14 protein-coding genes are annotated in these 14,902 nt (G+C 57.1%); 4 read left to right on the top strand and 10 right to left on the bottom strand.

Features of this window, described 5'->3' with window-relative positions; all coding sequences use genetic code 11:
- Positions 1 to 57: 57 nt before the first annotated feature.
- Together trpB and trpA are read left to right on the top strand one after the other, a co-directional pair.
- Positions 58 to 1,293 carry a tryptophan synthase subunit beta gene (trpB, locus tag AC3ZVB_RS17460; protein ID WP_162438928.1) on the top strand — a complete coding sequence of 412 codons (1,236 nt, stop codon included), beginning with the start codon at positions 58 to 60 and terminating at the stop codon, positions 1,291 to 1,293.
- Positions 1,293 to 2,105: a tryptophan synthase subunit alpha gene (trpA, locus tag AC3ZVB_RS17455; RefSeq protein WP_194690791.1), complete on the top strand. Its 813-nt coding sequence runs from the start codon at positions 1,293 to 1,295 to the stop codon at positions 2,103 to 2,105. Before trpB ends, trpA begins: the two co-directional genes overlap by 1 nt.
- Before the next feature lie 231 nt (positions 2,106 to 2,336).
- Here trpA and AC3ZVB_RS17450 read toward each other — a convergent pair whose 3' ends face one another.
- The 10 genes from AC3ZVB_RS17450 to AC3ZVB_RS17405 form a co-directional block, all read right to left on the bottom strand.
- The gene (locus AC3ZVB_RS17450; RefSeq protein ID WP_162438930.1) at positions 2,337 to 4,298 is read right to left on the bottom strand and encodes a DUF7844 domain-containing protein; all 1,962 of its coding nucleotides are present in this window, start codon (positions 4,296 to 4,298) and stop codon (positions 2,337 to 2,339) included.
- On the bottom strand, positions 4,295 to 4,615 hold the full coding sequence (locus AC3ZVB_RS17445) for a DUF2388 domain-containing protein (RefSeq protein WP_162438931.1): 321 nt from the start codon (positions 4,613 to 4,615) through the stop codon (positions 4,295 to 4,297). The genes AC3ZVB_RS17450 and AC3ZVB_RS17445 overlap by 4 nt, the downstream gene beginning before the upstream one ends.
- Before the next feature lie 27 nt (positions 4,616 to 4,642).
- Positions 4,643 to 4,960: a DUF2388 domain-containing protein gene (locus tag AC3ZVB_RS17440; protein WP_490147266.1), complete on the bottom strand. Its 318-nt coding sequence runs from the start codon at positions 4,958 to 4,960 to the stop codon at positions 4,643 to 4,645.
- Positions 4,961 to 5,065: 105 nt separating this feature from the next.
- The gene (locus AC3ZVB_RS17435; protein WP_162438933.1) at positions 5,066 to 5,383 is read right to left on the bottom strand and encodes a DUF2388 domain-containing protein; all 318 of its coding nucleotides are present in this window, start codon (positions 5,381 to 5,383) and stop codon (positions 5,066 to 5,068) included.
- Positions 5,384 to 5,750: 367 nt separating this feature from the next.
- Complete coding sequence (locus AC3ZVB_RS17430; protein WP_007902752.1) at positions 5,751 to 5,966, bottom strand: DUF1127 domain-containing protein; 216 nt, start codon at positions 5,964 to 5,966, stop codon at positions 5,751 to 5,753.
- Positions 5,967 to 6,285: 319 nt separating this feature from the next.
- Positions 6,286 to 7,779 (bottom strand): succinyl-CoA:acetate CoA-transferase ScpC, encoded by a 1,494-nt coding sequence (gene scpC, locus AC3ZVB_RS17425; RefSeq protein ID WP_490147265.1) that lies wholly within the window; start codon positions 7,777 to 7,779, stop codon positions 6,286 to 6,288.
- 180 nt (positions 7,780 to 7,959) lie between these two features.
- On the bottom strand, positions 7,960 to 9,393 hold the full coding sequence (locus AC3ZVB_RS17420) for an NAD(P)(+) transhydrogenase (Re/Si-specific) subunit beta (protein WP_162438935.1): 1,434 nt from the start codon (positions 9,391 to 9,393) through the stop codon (positions 7,960 to 7,962).
- Positions 9,393 to 9,713: an NAD(P) transhydrogenase subunit alpha part 2 gene (locus tag AC3ZVB_RS17415; RefSeq protein WP_003187417.1), complete on the bottom strand. Its 321-nt coding sequence runs from the start codon at positions 9,711 to 9,713 to the stop codon at positions 9,393 to 9,395. The genes AC3ZVB_RS17420 and AC3ZVB_RS17415 overlap by 1 nt, the downstream gene beginning before the upstream one ends.
- 15 nt (positions 9,714 to 9,728) lie before the next feature.
- Complete coding sequence (locus tag AC3ZVB_RS17410; RefSeq protein ID WP_162438936.1) at positions 9,729 to 10,850, bottom strand: Re/Si-specific NAD(P)(+) transhydrogenase subunit alpha; 1,122 nt, start codon at positions 10,848 to 10,850, stop codon at positions 9,729 to 9,731.
- Between the two features lie 436 nt (positions 10,851 to 11,286).
- The gene (locus AC3ZVB_RS17405; protein WP_162438937.1) at positions 11,287 to 12,186 is read right to left on the bottom strand and encodes a LysR family transcriptional regulator; all 900 of its coding nucleotides are present in this window, start codon (positions 12,184 to 12,186) and stop codon (positions 11,287 to 11,289) included.
- A gap of 157 nt (positions 12,187 to 12,343) precedes the next feature.
- On the opposite strand from AC3ZVB_RS17405, the gene AC3ZVB_RS17400 reads away from it, so the two are divergent.
- Together AC3ZVB_RS17400 and AC3ZVB_RS17395 are read left to right on the top strand one after the other, a co-directional pair.
- On the top strand, positions 12,344 to 13,525 hold the full coding sequence (locus AC3ZVB_RS17400; protein ID WP_490147264.1) for an acyl-CoA dehydrogenase: 1,182 nt from the start codon (positions 12,344 to 12,346) through the stop codon (positions 13,523 to 13,525).
- Between the two features lie 13 nt (positions 13,526 to 13,538).
- Positions 13,539 to 14,759 carry a CaiB/BaiF CoA transferase family protein gene (locus AC3ZVB_RS17395; RefSeq protein ID WP_490147263.1) on the top strand — a complete coding sequence of 407 codons (1,221 nt, stop codon included), beginning with the start codon at positions 13,539 to 13,541 and terminating at the stop codon, positions 14,757 to 14,759.
- The last annotated feature ends 143 nt before the right edge of the window (positions 14,760 to 14,902 follow it).

Raw genomic sequence — 14,902 nt, 5'->3', positions numbered from 1 at the left:
AGCGTCAGGGGTAGAGTAAGCCTCATTGTCATCACACGAATTCAACTGGAGCGACCCATGACCCAGACCAATCTGCGAAACGGCCCTGATGCCAGCGGCCTGTTTGGCGCCTTCGGCGGCCGCTACGTGGCTGAAACCCTGATGCCGTTGATCCTCGACCTGGCCCGTGAATACGAAGTGGCCAAGGAAGATCCGGCATTCAAAGAGGAATTGGCCTACTTCCAGCGAGATTACGTCGGACGTCCAAGCCCGCTCTATTACGCAGAGCGTCTGACCGAGTATTGCGGCGGTGCGAAGATTTATTTGAAGCGCGAAGAGCTGAACCACACCGGCGCGCACAAGATTAACAACTGCATCGGCCAGATCCTGCTGGCTCGACGCATGGGCAAGAAGCGCATCATCGCCGAGACCGGTGCTGGCATGCACGGCGTGGCGACCGCCACGGTGGCAGCGCGTTTCGGTCTGGATTGCGTGATCTATATGGGCACTACTGACATCGAGCGTCAGCAGGCCAACGTATTCCGCATGAAGTTGCTGGGCGCTGAAGTAATCCCGGTCGTCGCCGGCACCGGCACGTTGAAAGATGCCATGAACGAAGCGTTGCGCGACTGGGTAACCAACGTCGACAGCACGTTCTACCTGATCGGTACAGTTGCCGGTCCACACCCTTATCCCGCGATGGTTCGTGATTTCCAGGCCGTTATCGGCAAGGAAACCCGTGACCAGTTGCAAGCTCAGGAAGGTCGTCTGCCGGATAGCCTGGTCGCCTGCATCGGCGGTGGCTCCAACGCGATGGGCCTGTTTCACCCGTTCCTCGATGATAAAAGTGTCGAAATCATCGGTGTTGAAGCAGCCGGCCACGGTATCGAAACCGGCAAGCACGCCGCCAGCCTGAACGGTGGCGTACCGGGTGTGTTGCACGGGAATCGGACGTTCCTGTTGCAGGACGACGATGGACAGATCATCGATGCTCACTCGATTTCCGCCGGCCTCGATTATCCGGGCATCGGGCCTGAACACGCCTGGTTGCACGACATCGGTCGCGTTCAGTACACCTCGGTGACTGACCACGAAGCCCTCGACGCCTTCCACAAATGCTGCCGCCTGGAAGGCATTATTCCGGCGCTGGAAAGTGCACATGCCCTGGCCGAAGTGTTCAAGCGTGCACCGAGCTTGCCGAAAGATCACCTGATGGTGGTCAACCTGTCCGGTCGCGGTGACAAGGACATGCAGACCGTGATGCACCACATGGAGCAATCCCAACAAAAGCCGTCCCAGCAGGAGAAACACTGATGAGCCGCCTGCAAACGCGTTTTGCCGAACTCAAGGAACAAAATCGTGCCGCCTTGGTGACCTTCGTGACCGCAGGTGACCCGAGCTATGACACTTCACTGGCGATCCTCAAGGGCCTGCCGGGTGCTGGCGCCGATGTGATTGAGTTGGGCATGCCTTTTACCGATCCGATGGCCGATGGTCCGGCCATCCAGCTCGCCAACATCCGTGCGCTGGGTGCCAAGCAGAACCTCGTGAAAACCCTTCAAATGGTTCGTGAGTTTCGTGAGGGCAACACCGAGACGCCGTTGGTGCTGATGGGTTACTTCAACCCGATTCACATGTACGGGGTGTCGCGTTTCATTGCTGACGCGAAAGAGGCCGGCGTTGATGGTTTGATCGTTGTGGACCTGCCGCCAGAGCATAACGGCGAACTATGCGATCCGGCCCAGGCCGCGGGTCTGGACTTCATCCGTCTGACCACTCCGACCACTGATGATGTGCGTCTGCCGACTGTTCTGAATGGCAGTTCCGGCTTTGTTTACTATGTGTCTGTTGCCGGTGTGACCGGTGCTGGCGCCGCTACGCTGGAGCACGTTGAGGAGGCGGTCGCTCGCCTGCGTCGCCATACCGATCTGCCCATCAGCATCGGTTTTGGTATCCGTACACCCGAGCAAGCGGCGTCTATCGCCCGTCTGGCAGACGGTGTGGTGGTGGGTTCGGCGCTGATCGATCACATTGCCAATGCAACGACGCCAGACCAGGCGATTGATGGTGTATTGAGTCTTTGTGCGGCGTTATCGGAAGGCGTGCGCAAGGCTCGCGTCAGCTGAAGGTAGAGTTCCTGATACAGAGGAATTAGCCTCGCGGCACACACTTATCAGCAAGACTGAGGGCTTCAGGACTACGTTCTGAAGCCCTTTTTGCTGTAAGTGCAGTGAGGGTCAATTGATGAAAATGCCGAAACGTCTGAGGGTACCGGGGGCTGCAAGGCGACGGTTTCGCCGCCGGGCGGGACGATTCGACAAGCGCCCTCGCTACAGGTGTCTTCCATTTGTCGAACGTTAAGGCAGTTCCAGGCCACCCGCTGCCTTGTGCAGCTTGCGTAGATGTTCGCCGATTCGCTTCAGGTTGGCTTCATTGGCAGCCATCTCGGCGGCACGGCTTGGTTCAAGCAGCGCTCTCACTTCTTTGTCGAGGTCTCCGGTCAGTACTTGAAGCTGCTTTTGCCGCAGGCTGCTTTCCGATTCCAGACGCTGCCATTCACTCGGCTGGGGCAATCCATAACCGCCCGTTCCGAGCAATTCGGCCGGACGGCTGAGGAAGCCACTGTTGGCGAGAATCTGTTGGAGAGTAGCGTTGGCTTTGTCCATGCCGCCATTCTTCATTTCCCGCGCGCCGAGGTAGCGTTGCTTGACCTCGTCCTGAGCCAGCACCAATTGCTGTCGGAACGCTGCCTGCTCCAGTAAGAGCAATGCAGCACTGGTGCGCAGGTCTGCCTGGTCGATCCATTGCCGGCGTTCATCGGCCTTGAGTGCCAGCCAGTCTTCGACTTTCTCCTGCTTGATCGGCAAGTGCTTTTTCAACACCTCGAACATGGCTTGATAGCGATCGCGGAAAGAATCGAAGCGATAGCCCAGGCGAAGGGCTTCGCGGGGGTCGTCCAGGACGCTGGTGTCCGCCAGCCCACGGCCTTTCATGACCTCCAGCAAGCCATTGGGCATGATGCTGTCCAGGCCGACGAGCTGTTTGTTGTTGGTGCCGCTGCGCAATAACTTCAGGCCTTCCACAGCGCAGTTGTTGGACAGGAAGAAGTAATTGCCGTCATAACTCCAGTGCATCTCGGCGGCATGCTCCACCACTTCCTCGATCTCTGTGCGAGACAGGTTCAGCGGTACCGAAGCCAGGCTGCGCAGTTCGGTCTTGGTGTATTCATCGATGACCTGAGCCAGCGGCAAGACAAACAGGCGCGACGGATATTTTCCTACCAGGCCATCCCAGCTCGAGAGCTGTACGTCGCCCACAAAGGCGCGGTAGGACAGCACCAGATGCTGGTCCAGGTCGAGCCGGCAATCGGGGCCACGGGGACGACCGGGGGCACAGATCACCAGTCGCAACATGCTGTGACCCCAGCGACTGACCCAATTCTGGTTGGCTTCAGCCAGCAGGTAGTCGACGGCGTATACACGCTCTGGATCAACTTGCCCCAAGGGTTGCTTGGCGAAATCGTTGCCAGCGTTGAGGAAGGCGAAGGACTTGGCGCACGTATCTTTTGCCGCCGGTGCCCAGCCGAAGTGTTCTTTGTAGTAGCGATACAGCGCGGGGCGACGGCAGGCGTAACTCGGGTCCAGGAGAAAATACTCCATGTTGACCGCGACGAACTCTTTGGGACTGCTCGTTTCGTAGATGTCCGGGCTGCGGGCGATCTGCCGATTGTGCTGCTCGCGTTCACCGCGGCGACCCACATATTGCTGCCAGCCTGCAAGGTCGAGCAGGCGCGGGTCGTCGCTGATGGTGAAGCGACGATCCGTCTGGCCACGGCACTCATCCGGCAGGCCGACCAGTCCGGAGCTGCTGTTGCGCTGCGTGCAACGCTGGATCATCTTGCGTTCAGCGTCTGGCCACAGGCGTGCACGGTCGTAAATGTGGGTGAGTTCGTGCAGCACCGTGGCGAGCATTTCCCGGCGCACGGTGCCGTGGGGGCGATAGGTTTTTTTGCTCGCGGCGCTGCCATCGGTGAGGCTGGCGAGCAGGTTTCTATTCAGGTCGAGTTCGGACACCAGAGACGCCTGTCCGTAGGCGTTGCTCGGCATATCATCGGTCCAGCCAACGTCAATGCGTCGGTCCAGTTGTTCAATGAAGCGCGGCGGTAATGCCTGCATGGCTTCATCGAGCAATGCCTGACTGGCCTGCTGTTGCGCCGGGCTAAGACCTTCGGTCTTGAGTCGTAATTGCAGATCGGCCTGGGCCGTGTTGCCGAGCAGCAACACAACCCCGGCCAGCAGCCAGGCGCCTAGGGACCTCACAGTGCGAGGATGGCTTCAGCGAGCACCTGATCACTGGCGTCGCGAGCTTCCGGCACTCGGGTGCGCAAGGTATTGAAGGCCGCTTCCAGGTGAGCACCACGAATGTCTCCATTACTCGCGACGAAACTGGCCGCATCATCATGAGCTTCTCGGACGATTTTCGAATCGCGAATGGAGGTGGTGGTATCGGAAGTGAAATCAAGCGTGCGCTGGCTGGCACGGATGATGATGTTACTGGTGGCAACCAGGGTTTGCGCCTGGGCCACATCGGCCAACAACAACAGGCCAAGGGTGGCGGCAATCAGCGGGTTACGCATGGAACGACTCCGGAATAACAAAGATAACTATTGGACGAGAATTGCTTGCGCCAGTTCAAGGTCGCTTGCATGAAGTTTTGGCCGGCTTTGACGCAAATAAACCAGTGCTGATTCAAGCTGCGCGCCTCGCCATGCACCGTCACTGGCGATGAACGCAGCAGCATCATCGTGCGCAGCGAGCAGTAGCTTACGGTCGAAGGGGGCGGAGGTCACCATGCTTGTGGCATAGCCGGTGGCCACGATGCCTTGGGTAGATAGGTTAAAGGCGTCGAAAGCAACGGCCGGGCAAGGCCAGCAAACCGAAAGGAAGAGGGGTGTGACCAACAGTTTTAGAGGAAAACGCATGAGACTCGATAGTTGAAAGCGAGTCCGAAGGCTAGCGCAATGCCTGTTCTAGAGCCAGTGTTGAAACATTGGGACACGACCTGCGTGTCCCAATCAACGCTGTTTTCAGATCGTCAGGATGGCTTGGGCCAGCTGTGCATCGGTTGCGTTCAGCTGCGGTGCCTGATGGCGAATGTGATCCAGAGCACTTTCCAGTTTCACACCGCGAATGGAGCCTTCGCTGGCGACAAAGCTGGCGGCGTCATCACGGGCAGCACGTACGATCTTGTCGTCGCGAAAGGATGAGGTGACATCGGAAGTCGCATCGGAACTGGATTTCAGTGCGCCAACGACGGCATCGGTGGTCACGATGAAGCTGGTGGCGTGGGAATTGGCAGCCACGGCGAGCAGGGCTGCAGCGCTGAGCAGACGAAGACGGGACATGGTGTAACTCCTTTAAATGAACCGATTAAGAGGTGGCTTGTTGGATCGGACGTCAGTTTTGCTTCATTCGCCACGTTCCATAGGATATTAGGCCTCGGCGGATGGATTCGAACAGCAAATTACCAAGTAAACGACGTGAAAGCGCTGTAGAAAGCTGTGAATCAGGGTTTAGAACGGACCAAGAGATCTCAGACTTCGGTCAATGTAAAAATTGTACCTATTAAAATATTAAACATTAAAACTGTACTGGTATCTCTTTTAGCAGCCCTGAAACGACAAAACCCGTCGTGGTTTCCCACGACGGGTCTTGCTTGTTCAATTCGGGTTGCTGGCGGTGGACCCTACAGGTCAGAGCCAGCGACGCTACTTAGCGCCAGAACGGCTTGCTCAGCTCTTCGTAGCGTTGTGCTTCGCTAATCCCGGCGTCAGCCAGCAGACGCGAATCCAGACGAGCCAATTGGTGGCGGCTGGAGATGCGGCGCTGCCACAACATCAGGTTGGCGATAACGCGAAGAGGCATCGAAGCCTGGGTTTTTGCAGCGGTATCTTCGAAGAACAGTTCGGAACTGAGTGTACGTTCCATGGTTGACATCCTTCCGCTTGTGGCGGGATTAGGTAGTGGTTTAACTGATGCCAATGATCCTCCTGTTTGGCTAGTCTCTCTAGATACAGTTCACTTGTATTGTGAGGTACCAGTTAACTGTTAATGGAGGGTGTACTGGTCTAAATTGATGCAACTGTACCTGTGCGCATCAAAACAGTGCGCTTTTAGTGTTTTAGAGTATTTTTGAGAAGGGAAAGGCTCGGAAAAGACCAGTACAGCAGTACAGTTTTTTCAATTTTTGTGAGTTCAGATTACGAGCTGGCGAAACTGTGTTTGCGCCAGCCGCAATCTGTACCAATCACACCGCCAGCATTCTCCCGGTTTCTTCCAGGTTCATGTGCCAGCTCAGGGCTTCACGCAAGATATGCGGGGTGTGCCCGCCGAGCGCACAGGCCGCGGTGAAGTAGTCATCCAGCGCCTGGCGATAGTCCGGGTGCACGCAGTTGTCGATGATGACGCGCGCTCGTTCCCGCGGTGCCAGGCCCCGCAGATCCGCCAGGCCGATCTCGGTGACAAGGATGTCAACATCGTGCTCGGTATGGTCCACGTGGCTGACCATTGGCACCACGCTGGAGATTGCACCCCCCTTGGCGATCGACTTGGTCACGAAAATCGCCAGATGCGCGTTACGCGCAAAGTCGCCCGAGCCACCAATGCCGTTCATCATCCGCGTGCCGCAGACGTGTGTGGAATTGACGTTGCCATACAAGTCGAATTCCAGCGCCGTGTTGACGCCGATGATTCCGAGGCGACGCACGACTTCAGGGTGGTTGGAGATTTCCTGCGGGCGCAGGACCAGTTTGTCCTTGTAGCGCTCGAGGTTGCCGAAGACATCGCTGTTACGACGCGCCGACAAGGTGATCGAGCTACCTGAAGCAAAGCTCAGCTTGCCGGCATCGATCAAATCGAAGGTCGAGTCTTGCAGCACTTCGGAGTACATCGTCAGGTCTTCGAACGGCGAATCGATCAGGCCGCACATCACCGAGTTGGCAATGGTGCCGATGCCAGCCTGCAACGGGCCGAGCTTGTTCGTCATGCGTCCGGCGGCCACTTCTGCTTTGAAAAAGTCGATCAGGTGATCGGCAATGGCCTGGGTGTCAACGTCCGGCGGCAGGACGGTAGACGGCGAGTCGGATTGATTGGTGATCACGATCGCGACGATTTTTTCAGGCGGGATCGGGATGGCCGTGCTGCCAATGCGATCATCGACTTTTACCAGCGGAATTGGCGTGCGTGTCGGCCGGTACGTCGGGATGTAGATGTCGTGTAAACCCTCAAGGTTAGGGTTGTGCGCCATGTTGATTTCGACAATGACCTGCTTTGCAAAAATGGCAAAGCTGGCCGAGTTGCCCACTGAGGTGGTTGGCACGATGTGGCCTTGCTCGGTAATCGCCACAGCCTCGATCACTGCAATGTCCGGCAATTTCAGTTGCTGGTTACGCAGTTGCTCCACGGTTTCCGAAAGGTGTTGGTCAATGAACATCACCTCGCCGGCATTAATTGCCTTGCGCAGCGTGCTATCGACCTGAAAGGGCATGCGCCGCGACAGTACGCCGGCTTCGGTGAGCTGTTTATCAAGGTCGTTGCCCAGGCTGGCGCCGGTCATCAAGGTGATTTTCAGCGGGGTGATTTTGGCGCGTTCTGCCAGCGCGTGGGGCACGGCTTTGGCTTCGCCGGCGCGGGTGAAGCCGCTCATGCCGACGGTCATGCCGTCCTCAATCAGAGCGGCAGCCTCAGCGGCGCTCATCACCTTATCCAACAACGAAGGCAAGCGAATACGATCACGGTACATGGATTGTTATCTCGGGCAACGGAAGCAAGGTGTGCAGTCTAGTGATTTCGAAAAAATTCGTCCCGCTACCATGGTCGAATGCAGAGCCCTGATTTAGAGCCTTTGGTCGGGTTTTGACGGGCAATAAAAAACCCCAGCCTACTAAAGGCTGAGGTTTGGGGTATTGCGCTGGAGCAGGTTTTACTCGACGGCTTTAACCATGTCTTCGATGACTTTCTTGGCGTCGCCGAACACCATCATGGTTTTGTCGAGGTAGAACAGTTCGTTGTCCAGACCGGCATAGCCGCTAGCCATCGAACGCTTGTTGACGATGATGGTCTTGGCCTTGAAAGCCTCGAGAATCGGCATGCCGGCAATCGGCGATTTCGGGTCGTTCTTCGCGGCCGGGTTGACCACGTCGTTCGCGCCCAACACTAGTACCACGTCGGCCTGGCCGAACTCGGAGTTGATGTCTTCCATCTCGAACACCTGGTCGTAAGGCACTTCCGCCTCGGCGAGCAATACGTTCATATGGCCAGGCATACGGCCGGCAACCGGGTGAATCGCGTACTTCACGGTCACACCACGGTGGGTCAGCTTCTCGGTCAGTTCCTTCAGCGCATGCTGCGCCCGTGCCACGGCCAGGCCGTAACCCGGAACGATGATCACGGTGTCGGCGTTGGTCAGCAGGAAAGTTGCATCGTCAGCCGAGCCGGATTTCACCGGGCGGGCTTCTTTAGCGCCTGCAGGACCTGCTTCCGCCGTGTTGCCGAAACCACCCAACAATACGTTGAAGAACGACCGGTTCATCGCCTTGCACATGATGTACGAGAGGATCGCGCCGGACGAACCCACCAGTGAGCCGGCGATGATCAGCATCGAGTTGTTCAGCGAGAAGCCAATACCTGCTGCTGCCCAACCGGAGTAGCTGTTGAGCATCGACACCACTACTGGCATGTCTGCGCCGCCAATCGGGATAATGATCAGCACGCCCAGTACGAACGCCAGGGCCAGCATCAGTGCGAAGGCACCCAGGTTGCCGGTCAGCATAAAGGTGATGCCCAGAGCGAGCGTCGCCAAACCCAACACCAGATTCAGTTTGTGCTGTCCGCCAAACTGTACCGGTGCGCCTTGGAACAGACGGAACTTGTACTTGCCTGACAGCTTGCCGAATGCGATGACCGAGCCGGAGAAGGTGATTGCACCGATGGCAGCACCCAGGAACAGCTCAAGACGGTTACCGGCAGGGATTGCATCGCCCAATTGCTTGACGATGCCCAACGACTGCGGTTCGACCACGGCCGCGATGGCGATAAACACGGCGGCCATACCGATCATGCTGTGCATGAACGCGACCAGTTCCGGCATCTTGGTCATTTCAACACGCTTGGCCATTATCGAGCCAGCAGTGCCGCCGACCAACAAACCAACGATGACGTAGCCGATGCCGGCGGTGGCCAGTTCGGCGCCCAGCTTATAGATGAGGCCCACAGTCGTGAGGATCGCCAGCGCCATGCCGAGCATTCCGTACAGGTTGCCGCGCCGCGACGTGGTCGGGTGCGATAGGCCTTTGAGGGCCTGGATGAAGCAGATCGACGCGATCAGGTAGAGCGTCGTTACGAGGTTCATGCTCATTACTTAGGCGCCTCTTCTTTTACTTTCGGGGCTTTTTTCTTGAACATCTCAAGCATTCTGCGAGTGACCAGGAAACCGCCGAACACGTTCACTGCCGCCAGAGCAACCGCAAGGGTGCCCATAGTCTTGCCCAGAGGTGTCACAGTCAGCGCAGCGGCGAGCATGGCGCCGACGATCACGATCGCCGAGATAGCGTTCGTCACTGCCATCAAAGGTGTGTGCAATGCAGGTGTAACGTTCCAGACCACGTGATAACCGACATAAATCGCCAGCACGAAGATGATCAGGTTGTAGATACCGGGGGAGATAAGCTCTTCCATCGTCTGAATCCCTGCTTAGGCGTTTTTGCGGATGACTTGGCCGTCGCGGCACATGAGGCACGCGGCGACGATGTCGTCTTCGAGGTTGATCTCGAACTGGCCTTCTTTGTTGAAGACCAGCTTCAGGAAGTCCAGCAGGTTGCGTGCGTACAGCGCCGAAGCATCTGCAGCCACGGCGCCGGCCAGGTTGGTCGGGCCGCAAATGGTCACGCCATTTTCGACGACGACCTGGTCAGCGACGGTCAGCGGGCAGTTACCGCCCTGGGCTGCTGCGAGGTCGATGACCACGGAGCCGGGTTTCATCTGCGCTACGGTTTCCGCGCTCAGCAGCGTCGGCGCCTTGCGGCCCGGGATCAGGGCGGTGGTGATGACAATGTCAGCCTGTTTGGCTCGTTCGTGAACGGCCAGGGCTTGGCGTTGCATCCAGCTGGCTGGCATGGGTCGGGCATAACCGCCGACACCGACAGCGCATTCGCGCTCTTCATCGGTCTCGTAAGGCACGTCGACGAACTTGGCGCCGAGGGATTCGATCTGCTCTTTTACCGCAGGACGCACATCAGACGCTTCGATCACCGCCCCAAGACGTTTCGCCGTAGCGATCGCCTGCAACCCTGCCACGCCGGCGCCAAGGATCAGTACGCGCGCGGCTTTCACGGTGCCCGCAGCGGTCATCAACATAGGCATGAAACGTGGATAGTGGTGAGCGGCCAGCAACACGGCTTTATAGCCGGCGATGTTTGCCTGGGAGGACAGCACATCCAGGCTCTGAGCGCGGGAGGTGCGTGGCGCGGCTTCCAGTGCAAATGCGGTAATGCCGCACTCGGCCAGCTTCGCAATGGTTTCATTGCTGAACGGGTTAAGCATGCCCACCACAACGGTGCCGCTCTTAATCAGAGCGAGTTCGCTGTCGCTAGGAGCGACCACCTTGAGAATCAGCTCGGCACCAAAAGCATCGTTGGCGCTGCCAATAGTTGCGCCAGCCGCCTCATAGGCACTGTCGACAACGCTGGCCTGGATGCCGGCGCCGCTTTGTACAGTGACCTTATGACCTTGGCCGATCAGCTTCTTGATGGTTTCCGGGGTAGCAGCAACCCGTGTTTCACCCGTCTGGGTTTCGAGAGGAACACCAATGTGCACGTCAAATCTCCTGCGTGATCTTATTGAGTAAACCCAGGCACTTCGGATGGTGCGGCTGGGGCGGCCGATCAGCACGATCCCGCCAAATCAGGGCGGGGCGCGGCATTTTGCAGGTGAACTTTGTGCCCTTCAAGAGAATATGATCCGTGACGGAAAATTAACTACAAGTCACCCCGTGACCGAATGTCGCAACCATCCGAGGGAATCCCTTGCATACCGTGGGTTTGGTGAGGTTTTTAATGAAATTCAATAAATTCCACATCGGCCATGTGAATGAGGCGCCATTGCGCTTGAAAACAGGCTGAACACCACGGTGGTAGCTGCTTGTGGGACATCTGTACTGCTTCCAGATACAGTTTACGAATATGCGACAGATAGATACATCTGTAGGGTTTCAATTTTTCTGACTACGAAGTCAATTAAGCGTGTGAAGCCTTTATCCTTCTAGGCTGTAGCCGTGTGCTTGATTAACTAGCCAGTCGCGAAAAGCCCTTAAAGATGCGGATTCGACCTTTCGCTCAGGAATCATCAGGTAATACGCCTTGATACTCGATAAGGCCTGAGGGTTCGCAATAACCAGTCGTTTCTCTGCCAGTTCGCGCTGAATCAGGAATGGCGGGATCAGCGCGATTCCCATGTCATGCATCGCCGCCTGGGCAAGCATGGAGAATAGCTCGTAGCGAGGTCCTGTCATGTCCCTGGGGATATTAAGGTTCTGTGAGCTGAACCACTGACGCCAGGCATAAGGTCGTGTGGTTTGCTGAAGCAGCGGTAACTCGGCAATTTCACCGGGTGTCAGCAGGGTCTTTTTCTGCAGCAGGCCAGGGCTGCAGACTGGCATCGGATTTTCGCCCATTAGCCTGTGGGATTCTGTACCTGACCAATCGGCGTCGCCGAAGTAAATCGCGGCATCGAAGTCCGTATCGGCGAACAAGAAGGGCCTTGTGCGGTTTGTAAGATTTACCGTCACCTCGGGGTGTTGTTGTTGGAAGTCTTTGAGTCGAGGCAGCAACCATTGGGTGCCGAACGTCGGCACAACGGCCAGTTCGATCACATTAGCGCCTTGTTGGCCCATCACTGACAGGGTGTCTCGCTCAACTGCATCGAGTTGGGTAGCGACCCTTCGACTGTAGGAGAGTCCGGCTTCTGTCAGTTTCACTCCGCGCCGTGAGCGTCGGAATAATTCGACGCTAAGGAACTCCTCCAGGCTGGCGATCTGTCGGCAAATGGCTCCTTGAGTAAGCGATAACTCTTGTGCGGCTTTGGTAAAGCTTTCGTGGCGCGCTGCCGCTTCAAAGCTGACCAGGGCGGTTGTGCTAGGGATTTTACGGCGCATGTACTTCAACCTCACTAATACATCGCATAAAGGCTCTTTCGCGACGTTACGGAGTGAGAAATTAGCACAACAGTATGCGAAATCCTCGTTTGCCGAGAAGCCGAAGCGGGCCTAGGATCAGCTCACGTTATTTGACCCGATTCGAGAGGACACGCTCATGGCCGGTAAAGCTAGCTTCAACTGGATTGATCCCCTGCTGCTGGATCAACAACTCACTGAAGAAGAACGCATGATTCGCGACACTGCCGAGCAGTTTGCTCAGCAGAAGCTCGCACCGCGAGTCCTGGAAGCTTTCCGCCATGAGAAGACCGATCCGATGATCTTCCGCGAGATGGGCGAAGTGGGTCTATTGGGTGCCACGATTCCTGAGCAGTATGGTGGCAGTGGTTTGAATTACGTCAGCTACGGCCTCATCGCTCGTGAAGTTGAGCGGGTCGACTCTGGCTACCGTTCGATGATGAGCGTGCAGTCTTCGCTGGTGATGGTGCCCATCAATGAATTCGGTACTGAAGCCCAGAAACAGAAGTACCTGCCGAAACTGGCTACGGGTGAGTGGATTGGTTGCTTCGGCCTGACCGAGCCGAACCACGGCTCCGATCCAGGCGCGATGATTACTCGCGCACGTAAGGTAGAAGGCGGCTATAGCCTGACTGGCAACAAAATGTGGATCACCAACAGCCCGATTGCTGATGTGTTCGTAGTCTGGGGCAAGGATGATGCAGGCGACATCCGTGGCTTCGTTCTGGAGAAAGGCTGGAAAGGCCTTAGCGCTCCAGCGATTCACGGCAAGGTTGGCCTGCGTGCGTCGATCACCGGCGAGATCGTCATGGACAACGTGTTTGTTCCAGAAGAGAACATCTTCCCGGATGTCCGTGGCCTGAAGGGTCCTTTTACTTGCCTCAACTCGGCACGTTACGGGATTTCCTGGGGCGCGCTGGGTGCGACCGAGTTCTGCTGGCACACCGCTCGCCAATACACGCTGGATCGTCAGCAGTTCGGGCGTCCTTTGGCGGCTACTCAGCTGATCCAGAAGAAGCTGGCCGACATGCAGACCGAAATCACTCTGGCGCTGCAAGGTTGCCTGCGTCTGGGTCGTATGAAGGATGAGGGGACTGCGGCGGTTGAGATCACGTCGATGATGAAGCGTAACTCCTGCGGCAAGTCATTGGACATCGCCCGTATGGCCCGTGACATGTTGGGCGGTAACGGCATTTCCGATGAGTTTGGGGTTGCTCGTCACCTGGTCAATCTGGAAGTGGTGAATACCTATGAAGGTACTCACGACGTCCACGCGCTGATCCTTGGTCGCGCGCAGACCGGCCTCCAGGCGTTCTATTAATAGGAGAACGACCATGGGCGCGCTTTCGCATCTACGGGTACTGGATTTGTCGCGAGTATTGGCTGGGCCGTGGGCCGGGCAGATTCTGGCGGACCTTGGCGCTGAAGTGATCAAGGTCGAGCGTCCGGGCAATGGCGATGACACGCGCGCCTGGGGACCTCCGTTCCTGAAAGACGCCTATGGTGAGAACACCAGCGAGGCAGCGTATTACCTGTCGGCCAACCGGAACAAGCAATCGGTGACCATCGATTTCACTCGGCCGGAGGGGCAGCAACTGGTGCGTGATCTGGCGGCCAAGTCGGACATCCTGATCGAGAATTTCAAAGTCGGGGGATTGGCGGCGTATGGATTGGACTATGAGTCGCTCAGGGCGATCAACCCTGATCTGATCTATTGCTCGATCACCGGGTTTGGTCAGACGGGGCCTTACGCCAAACGCGCAGGGTATGACTTCATGATCCAGGGGTTGGGCGGTCTGATGAGTCTGACCGGTCGACCTGAGGGGGATGAGGGCGCTGGCCCGGTGAAGGTTGGCGTGGCGCTGACCGATATTTTGACCGGGCTCTATTCGACTGTGGCGATTCTCGCGGCGCTTGCGCATCGAGATCATGGCGGCGGGGGGCAGCATATTGATATGGCGCTGCTGGATGTCCAGGTGGCATGTCTGGCCAACCAGGCGATGAACTACCTCACTACCGGAAATGCGCCCAAGCGGCTGGGCAATGCGCATCCGAACATCGTCCCCTATCAGGACTTTCCTACGGCAGATGGGGATTTCATCCTCACGGTGGGAAATGACGGGCAGTTTCGCAAGTTCGCTGAAGTGGCTGGTCAACCGCAGTGGGCTGATGATCCGCGGTTTGCGACCAACAAGCTGCGGGTGGCGAATCGTCTGGAGTTGATCCCGCTCATCCGTCAGGCAACGGTGTTCAAGACTACTGCGGAGTGGGTATTGCAGCTGGAGCAAGCGGGTGTGCCCTGTGGGCCGATCAATGATCTGGCGCAGATGTTTGCCGATCCTCAGGTCAAGGCTCGTGGTTTGGCGATTGAGTTGCCTCACGTCCTGGCAGGGATGGTGCCGCAGGTGGCGAGCCCTATTCGGCTTTCGGAGACGCCTGTGGAGTACCGTAATGCGCCTCCACTACTGGGTGAACACACGCTGGAGGTTCTGCAGCGTGTGTTGGGGCTGGATGCAGATGCGGTAGCGAATTTCAAACAAGCTGGGGTGCTCTGAGCATTCCTTCTATATAGAGGGAGTGATTGGGTCTCTCTCTATATAGTGCGCACTGCACGTTTTTGGCCCTTTTCATAAGTTATTGAAGGAAAAGCAAAATCAGTGCTTGACGGCAGATTCAGGATGTCTATAATTCGCCCCAC

The sequence above is a fragment of the Pseudomonas sp. MDV22-iso1 genome, from assembly GCF_058145095.1.
This window is presented reverse-complemented; position numbering and strand designations above follow the sequence as displayed.